The sequence below is a fragment of the Phenylobacterium sp. genome (genome assembly GCF_035475775.1).
In the GTDB taxonomy this organism is placed as follows: domain Bacteria; phylum Pseudomonadota; class Alphaproteobacteria; order Caulobacterales; family Caulobacteraceae; genus Phenylobacterium.
Window position 1 is genome coordinate 1 of sequence record NZ_DATIMC010000093.1, and the last position, 6,766, is coordinate 6,766.

At 70.1% G+C, this 6,766-nt stretch carries 6 protein-coding genes; 2 read left to right on the top strand and 4 right to left on the bottom strand.

Features of this window, described 5'->3' with window-relative positions:
* The 3 genes from VLI41_RS11725 to VLI41_RS11735 all read right to left on the bottom strand — a co-directional run.
* Positions 1-1,606 (bottom strand): PHP domain-containing protein (locus VLI41_RS11725; protein WP_325268260.1); only part of this gene is annotated, 1,606 nt, incomplete at its 3' end.
* 130 nt (positions 1,607-1,736) lie between these two features.
* Positions 1,737-3,170, bottom strand: a complete 1,434-nt coding sequence (locus VLI41_RS11730; RefSeq protein ID WP_325268264.1) for a DUF6504 family protein — start codon at positions 3,168-3,170, stop codon at positions 1,737-1,739.
* 208 nt (positions 3,171-3,378) lie between these two features.
* Entirely contained in the window at positions 3,379-4,167 is a 789-nt protein-coding gene (locus tag VLI41_RS11735; RefSeq protein WP_325268261.1) for a protein imuA, read from the bottom strand.
* Between the two features lie 115 nt (positions 4,168-4,282).
* On the opposite strand from VLI41_RS11735, the gene VLI41_RS16830 reads away from it, so the two are divergent.
* Together VLI41_RS16830 and VLI41_RS11740 are read left to right on the top strand one after the other, a co-directional pair.
* Complete coding sequence (locus VLI41_RS16830; protein WP_414692550.1) at positions 4,283-4,501, top strand: antitoxin MazE family protein; 219 nt, start codon at positions 4,283-4,285, stop codon at positions 4,499-4,501.
* Positions 4,498-4,854 (top strand): type II toxin-antitoxin system PemK/MazF family toxin, encoded by a 357-nt coding sequence (locus VLI41_RS11740; protein ID WP_325268262.1) that lies wholly within the window; start codon positions 4,498-4,500, stop codon positions 4,852-4,854. The genes VLI41_RS16830 and VLI41_RS11740 overlap by 4 nt, the downstream gene beginning before the upstream one ends.
* Here the strand turns inward: VLI41_RS11740 and VLI41_RS11745 are convergent.
* The coding region (locus VLI41_RS11745) for a TonB-dependent receptor domain-containing protein (protein ID WP_325268263.1) at positions 4,838-6,766 on the bottom strand (1,929 nt) is incomplete at its 5' end. The genes VLI41_RS11740 and VLI41_RS11745 overlap by 17 nt on opposite strands.

The following is a 6,766-nucleotide window of genomic DNA, read 5'->3' on the forward strand; positions in this document are numbered from 1 at the left end:
GCGCCAGGACGTCGACCTTCATCAGGCCAAGCGCGTCGATGTCGTCCTTGTCCCATTCGATGAAGGTCCGGTCGGGCATGGCGGCGTTGCCGATCGGCACCGTCTCGTCGAGCCGGCGCTTGGTCAGGACGTAGCCGCCCACGTGCTGCGAGAGGTGGCGCGGGAACCCCAGCAGCTCCTGCGCCAGCGCGGTGGCGCGGCGGATCTCCGGGGCGTCCGGGTCGATGCCGCACTGGCGGATATGGTCGTCGGCGACCTTGTCGCCCCAGCTGCCCCAGACGGTGTTGGCGAGCGCGGCGGTGATGTCTTCGGTCAGCCCCAGCGCCTTGCCCACCTGGCGGATCGCCATGCGCGGCCGGTAGTGGATGACCGTGGCGACGATGGCCGCCCGGTCGCGGCCATAGCGGTCGTAGACGTACTGCATCACCTCCTCGCGCCGCTCGTGCTCGAAATCGACGTCGATGTCGGGCGGCTCGCCGCGCTTCTCGGAGATGAAGCGCGAGAACAGCAGGTCCTGGTGCGGCTTGGTGGGATCGACCGCGGTGATGCCGAGGCAGAAGCAGACCAGGGAATTGGCCGCCGAGCCTCGCCCCTGGCACAGGATGTCCTGCTCGCGGGCCCAGCGGACCACGTCATGGACGGTCAGGAAATAGTTCGGGAAGTCGAGCTTCTCGATCAGCGCGAGCTCGTGCTCGATGGTCCTGCGCTCCTTCTCGGGGACGCCGTTCGGGAAGCGCCACCGGGCGCCTTGCCAGGTCAGGTCGCGCAGGTGCTGGATGGCGGTCTTGCCCGGCGGCACCGGCTCGTCCGGATATTCGTAGCGCAGCTGTGAGAGGTCGAAGCCGATGCGACCGGCGATCTCGAGGCTGCGCTCCACCGCGCCGGGGAACTTCGCGAACAGGCGGGCCATCTCCTCGGGGCCCTTGAGGTGGCGCTCGGCGTTGGCCTGCAGCCGAAGCCCCGCCTCGTGGATCGTGCAGCCCTCGCGGATGCAGGTCAGCACGTCCTGCAGCGGCCGCCGCTCCGGGCCGTGGTAGAGGACGTCGTTCACCGCCACCATCGGCGCGCCGCAGCGCTCGGCCATCCCCGCGAGACCGGCGAGGCGCTTCAGGTCGCGCGCGCCGTAGCGCCGGGCGGCGGCGAGCCAGAGGTCGGGCAATTCCCTGGCGATCCGCCTCAGCTCGGCCTCGAAGCCCGCGTCAAGCCGCTCCGGCGGGATGGCCAGCACGAGCTGGCCCTCGGCATGGTCGAGGAAATCGGGCAGGCGCAGCTCGCACTGGCCCTTCTCGACCCGCCGCTGGCCCAGGGTGAGCAGCCGGGTGAGCCGGCCATAGGCCTCGCGGTCGGTGGGATAGACGATCAGGCTGGGCGTCCCGTCGACGAAATCCAGGCGACAGCCGGTGAGCGCGCGGATTGTCGAGCCCGCTTCGCGCAGCTCCTGCATCGCCGACCAGGCGCGCACGACGCCGGCCAGCGAGTTGCGGTCGCAGACGCCGATCGCCTCGATGCCCAGCGCCGCGGCCCCGGCCACCAGCTCGTGCGGGTGCGAGGCGCCCCTCAGGAACGAGAAGTTGCTCGAAGCCTGCAGCTCGGCGTAGCGGGTCATTGTTCACCGCTCATTCCCGCGAAGGCGGGAATCCAAGCTGCGATCAAGACTGACCCGCGGGTGGTGCAGGTCGATAGGGCCGCTTGGGTCCCCGCCTTCGCGGGACGAGCGGAAGGGATGAAGCGACCCCTCATCCGAACACCCCGTGCAGCCACCACTTGGGCGGCTCGCCCGCGTCGTAGAGGCCGGCGCGGAACAGCCAGAAGCGCCCGCCGTCGGCGTCCTCCACGCGGTAGTAGTCGCGCACGTGGCCCACCGAGACCGCCTCGATCTCGCCCTTCCACCATTCCTCGCCGACGCGTTCGGGCCCTTCGGCGCGGCGCACGCGGTGCAGCCGACCGCGCCAGCGGAACTGGTTCGGCGGATCGTCGGGGGTGAGCGCGACCACCGCCTCCAGCGGCTCGGGGCGGCGGAACAGGCGCACCGGCCGAGGCGCCTCCGGATCCCACGGCCGCGCGCCGGCCGCGGGCGCGAGCGGTCGGCCGCGGGCGAGCGAGGCTTCCGGCACATGGCTCTCGACGGGGACGGCGCGCCAGACGCGGTCCTCGCCCAGCCGGTTGACGAGCCGGTCGACCAGCGGCGAGAGCCCTTCCTCGACGCCGGGCCGAGCCGCGCCCTGCAGCTCCGCCTGGCGGCCGGAGAGCGCCTCAACCTCGAAGGCCGCGAGGGTCACGACCTCGATCCCGAAGCCCGGGTCGACGGTCTCGATCTTGGGCGCGAGCAGCTTGGCGATGCGGTTGGCGTCGCGGCCGGGAAGCGCCAGTCCCGCCGCCACGCTCGGGCTCGCGCCGTCCAGCCGGTGGAAGAAGAGCTCGAAGCGGCGGGCGCCCTTGCCGGCCTCGTCCAGCCGCGCGCAGAGCTTTGCGGCGGCGTCGAAGGCGACCCGGGCCAGGTCCTCCGGGGCGCTGATCGGCTCGGCGAAGGCGAGCCTGGCGAGCCAGGGCGTGGACGGCCGGCGGAAGGCGAGCGCCTCGGCCGTTCGCCCGAGCGCCTGGTCGAGACGCGTGAGCGCCGCCTGGCCGAACCGCTTGGCGAAGGGGCCGCGGGGCAGGGCGAAGAGCTGGGACAGCCGCCGGAACCCCAGCCGCTCGATCTGGGCGGCGGTTTCGAGGTCGAGCTTCAGGGCCGCAGGCGGCAGCCCGCCCAGCGACTCGCGCTGCGCGCCGGGCGCGGCGATGGTCCCGTCGCGGCCGTAATGGGCGAGACCCCAGGCGGCGGCCGCGGTGTCGGCGACCGCCAGGCGGACGAAGACCCCGGCGCCCGCCAGCCGCGCGCGGAAGTCGGCCATCAGCTCGGCCTCGCCGCCCCACAGGTGGGCGAGCCCGCTGATGTCGAGGACGAGGCCGTCGGGCGGATCGGCCGCCACGGCCGGCGAGAAGCGGACGCACCAGTCGACGAGCGCCGAAAGCGCCTGGGCGTCGGCCTCCGGCTCGGCCTCGGCGGTCGCGAGCTCGGGGACCAGGGCCATGGCGTCGGTCGCCTTCTGGCCGGGATGGAGCCCGAGCCTGGCCGCCTCCAGGCTCACCGCCGTCAGCCGCCGCGTCCCCCGCTCGGCGGCGACCAGGGCGAAGGGGGGCGGAATATCTTTGCCCTTCTCCCCTTGCGGGAGAAGGTGTCGGGCGGAGCCCGACGGATGAGGGGTTTCCCGGCAGCCGGAGATCGAAGGGGCCGATGCGGAGGTTACGTTTTTGCGGCGCGGCCTGCGCGACCCCTCATCCCACCCCCTTTGGGGGCACTCTTCTCCCGCGAGGGGAGAAGGGGGTTTAGATCCGTCACGCCGCTCGGCGCTCGGGTTGCGTCGGCGCCAGGTGTCGATCGCCCAGGTCGGCGACCAGGCGCAGAGGATGCGGGCCATGGCAGGCCTCCGATGAATATGCCGCCCCCGCTTCGAAGAGGAAGGATCCCGTCCGCCCGCCCCGGCACCGCTCCAGCGCCACCTCGAACCGCGGCGCGCCGAGGCCGAACTCGCCCGCCGGCGGCGCGGAGGGCGCCGAGGCCGCGCGCCAGCGGGTCGCCGCGGCCGAGCCTGTCGCCGCGCGCCGGGCCGCCCCGCCGAACGGGCGCCGGCGGATCACGAAGCCTGCGCCGCCGCGCCGCTCGCAGGCGAGCTGCAGCCGCCGCCCGGCCCTCAGGTCCACGTCCCCCACCTCACCGATCACCGCCGCCACGCCGGGAGTGGACAGCGCGTCCTCCATCACCGCCAGCGCCTCGGCTTCGTCGCGGGCGCAGACCTGGATCAGCCGCTCGGCCGGGAAGCCCAGGCCGGCGAGGCCAGGGGCGAAGAGGTCGTCGCGGCGGAACACCCAGACGGCCTCGCCGCGGGCCGCCAGCGGCGCGGCCATCAGCGCCGCGAAGGCGGCCGGCGCCGCGCTCGTCTCGCTCTCCAGGCCCGCGCCGCAGAACTCGTGCCACGAGCCGAGCGGCAGGCCGCCGCCGGGCAGCCTGCCGTCGATCGCCGGATCCCCGAACGGCAGGACGCCGGCGCGCGCCCGCCCGGCCGCCTCCAGGGCGGCGATCTCCGCCCGGAGCGCGGCGAGCGCGGTCCCGCGAAAATCGGCCATCGCTTTCGGACTCCTTATGTTCTAATTTCGTTCTAGTAATCCCCAGGCCGGAGTCAAGTTCCTGTCACACTTCCCTGGCGGCCTGAATTCGGTTACATGTAACCTGAGAAAACCAATGAGCTCTTCCCCACGTGCATCCAGGGACAAGGTTCGGGCGCACCGTGAACGCCTGCGCCGCCAGGGCCTGAGACCCATCCAGATCTGGGTCCCCGATGTGCGCGCCGTCTCCTTTGCGGCAGAAGCCCACCGACAATCGGAGCTCGTCGGCAACGGCGTCTCAGAGGCCGACGATCAAGCCTTCATTGACGCCATCACTGAACAAGACGACCAGTGAAGCGCGGTGAAATCTGGAGCGCGGCCGGCCCAGGCTACGCTGGCAAACCGCGTCCTGTTGTCATCATTCAAGACGATCGTTTCGACGCCACCGCATCGGTCACCGTTTGCGCCTTCACCACGACCTTGTTCGACGCACCTCTATTCCGCCTCACGGTTCAGCCGACCGCCACCAACGGACTTCGCGAACCTTCTCAGCTCATGATCGACAAAGTCACGACGCTTCCGAAGTCGAAGATCGGCTCGAAAATCGGCTATCTTGATCCGGAGGATCTCCTCCGCCTGAATCAGGCGCTCATCGTCTTCCTCGGCATCGCCGGGCCGGCCAGCCGGTCCATTACTGCGGCGCGCTGAAGTCGAACGCGGGCTCGGGGCGTTTTTTCGCACCCCCGCCGAAATTCCATGTGAAGCCCACGAACGCCGCCTGGATGCGGGCGCGGTTGGTAAAGTGCTCATGCAGGAGAGGCGTGTCGAGCACTTCGCGGAACCGATAGATCCCGAACGGATCCTGCGCCGTCACCACCAAGGACAAGCTGTCGCTCAACTTGTGCTGGTAGCCCAGGAACACCAGGAACATCGGCTCATAGAAACCCTGCGGTATCAGGCGCTTGGGGTTCGCAATGCCGGTCACCTGGAACAGGTCGTTCGGGGTCGCCTGCCAGTTCAGGCTCGCGCGCCCGCCGCCGGCCAAATCGGAGCGACGCGGATTCACGCCCGCCAGGCCCAGGTTCTGGGATTCGATCTCGGCCCAGTAGAGGTTGACGCTCGCGTTGTAGCTCAGCGTCTTGCCCAGCTTGCCGTTGGCGACGAGCTCGAGGCCGGCGTTGCGGCTGCGGCTGAGGTTCTCCTTGGTGTTGAGCAGCAGGCCGTTGCCGAGGTCGCTCACCACGGTGGTCACGCCGTGGTCGTTCAGCCGGTAGAACAGCGTCGCGAGGTAATAGGTCCCGTTCTCCTTCAGCTGCCAGGCGGCTTCGAACGAGTGGGTGATCTGCGGCTCCAGGTTGGGGTTCCCCTGGGTCGCCACGGTGCTCTCGACCAGCCGGAAGCCGTTGAGGTCCTCGGGCGAGGGGCGCTGCACGCGCTCCGAATAGCTGGCGGTGAGCTGCTGGGCGTCAGAGAGCCTGTAAGCGAGGTGCAGGCTCGGATAGAGCCGTCCCTCCTCTCGCCTGAGCCGCGAGGCCATGGTCACCTGGTCGAGGTCGAGGCGCTCGTCCTCGTACCTGAGGCCGGCCAGCGCGGTGAAGTCGCCCACCGGCTGCTCATAGGTGACGTAGGCGGCGTTCAGCGTCTGCCTGTAGAGGAAGAGGTCCGACTGGGTGGGGTCGAGAACCGCGTCGTCGAGCGATGTCCCCGTCCGGATCGCCGCATCGTAGCGGTTGTCTTGGCCCCGCAGGTCGTAGCCCGCCTTGAGCTTCGCCGCATTCGGCATCGGGCGGTTGTAGTCCGCCTTCAGCTCGGTCTGCTCGAGCACGTTGCGCTGCAGGATGTCCCTGAAGGAGTCGGTCGAGGCCGGGACCAGGTGAACGTTCGTCAGCTGCTCGTCGTACTTCCCGAGCGTCCGCTCCTGGCTGAGGTCGACGTTGAGGTCGTGGTCCTGGCCGAACTGACGGCGAAAGCCCCCTGAACCCGACGTCGTGTCCGTGTCTTGGTGATAGCTGCCCGTCTGCGGGACATCGCCGACCACAGCGCCGCTCGCATCAGTCGTGATGGTGCGCTGCACAGTGTGAGGATCGTAGGTGAAATCGTTGTGGCGAAGCTCGGCGGAGAGCCGCGTCTTGGCGTCGAGGTCATAGTCGAGCGCGGCACGGGCGGTCCAAAGGTCCACCGGCCCCTTGAAGCTCAGGTTGCGGTGGCTGGTCAGGGTCTCGCCCGTGCTCCGGTCGATCGTCTGGCGGAAGTCTTCGATTCTCGAATGCTGCGGATCGTCGCGTGCGGCCAGGTTGCCGGTGAGGGCGACCTTGGCCGAATTGTAGGCGCCGGTGACGCCGATGTTCCGTCGCCCTGCGCCGCCGAGGTTGGCGCGGATCGAGCCCGAGCGGCCGGCCTTGCGGACCTTCTTGGTGATCAGGTTGATGATCCCCGCCGTACCCTCGGGGCTGAAGGCGGCGGACGGATTGGTGATCACCTCGACCCGCTCGATCTGGTCGGCCGGGAACGACTGCAGCGTCTGGCCGCCCGCCGGGCCCTTGAACAGGTTCGTCGGCTTGCCGTCGATCATGATGGTGACGTTGGGATCGCCGCGCAGGGAGACGTTGCCGTTCACGTC